Raw genomic sequence first — 1110 nt, forward strand, 5'->3', positions numbered from 1 at the left:
CAGTCCAGGTTAGTGCACTGGTGATAACGCTCTTTCACCTGTTCGGACATATAGCGGCTCGACTTGGTATGTGCCGCACTTTTGCAGTAAGGACAGTGCATCATTTCTGGCTGCCCTCCTGAAGTTTTGTACGCTGCGCGCGGATTGATTCAGCCAGCTTCTGACGGCGCAGAGGGCTAGTATAAAGCTCCATATCAATACCCGTCAGGGCCGGGCGGTGCAGGCCGATATTCTTCAGCAGTGGTGCCTCTATCAGCACACTGTCCGGCAGGGCCGCAGCCGCCCGCGTCAGTGCTTCACCAACCAGATAAGCTACGTCATTAATCCGGTCACGGTCTTCACCGGCAAATGTCGGTGAAAGCTCTTCACGACGGAGACGCAGCTTAATGGCCCACAGTAGCGACGGACTCACGTTACGCAGGGCCGACTGCCAGTGTACATCTGCGAATCCAGTAAACGCCTTCCGGTGTGATTCAACGTACTCTTTTCCACTACCGCAGCACTTCAGCATCGCCTCCTGCTTATCCAGCGCCAGTTCTTTGAGCAGTCCGCCGAACTCGTCGGCCAGTTCCCGGCTAGCGATGCGCTGAGAATGTTCGGCGCGCAGCTCGTCAGTGAGATTGCCTCGCAGGTTACGGAAGCGCGTGCGCCAGTTGCTTTCGGCTTCTTTCCCTGCCTGGATGCCGTCTGCTGCTCTCTTTCACAGCGGACGATATCGGCGCAGATGCCGTTGTAGGCTTTCATTCTTTCGGTATGTTCAGTGCGGGCTTTCTCGAAGCATTCCAGTGAAGCGGGTTTCTGTTCCGGGGTGGTCATGGTGGTCTCTCATCGTCTGTAAAGGATGAGGCCATTCTGTCGTGTACCACAGGACAGCGCATTTCATTGCTTTCCGCCTGTCGATGAGCAGACAAGAGCACAACCGGTGCGAGATAGCCTCTTGAGATATTATGTTTCTTATATAACTGTTCACTGGTATTCACTGAGATAAAAAAGACAATAAATACAGCAACTAAGACAGTGAACACTTTGAGATTTAGTCTTCACTTAGTATTCACCAGTGTTCACATTCGCTCAGTAATAAGTTTTTTCTGGCAAGCGTTATTCAACGTT

Annotated in this window: 2 protein-coding genes; both read right to left on the bottom strand. The window is 52.3% G+C overall.

Annotation, left to right across the window (positions count from 1 at the left end):
• Window positions 1–104 (bottom strand): ogr/Delta-like zinc finger family protein (locus QMM04_RS22650; RefSeq protein WP_282997126.1); only part of this gene is annotated, 104 nt, incomplete at its 3' end.
• Complete coding sequence (locus QMM04_RS22655) at window positions 101–511, bottom strand: hypothetical protein (RefSeq protein WP_282997125.1); 411 nt, start codon at window positions 509–511, stop codon at window positions 101–103. The genes QMM04_RS22655 and QMM04_RS22650, both read right to left, overlap by 4 nt.
• Window positions 512–1110: the final 599 nt, after the last annotated feature.

It is taken from the genome of Pantoea sp. Pa-EAmG (assembly GCF_030024295.1).
GTDB classification, from domain to species: domain Bacteria; phylum Pseudomonadota; class Gammaproteobacteria; order Enterobacterales; family Enterobacteriaceae; genus Pantoea; species Pantoea dispersa.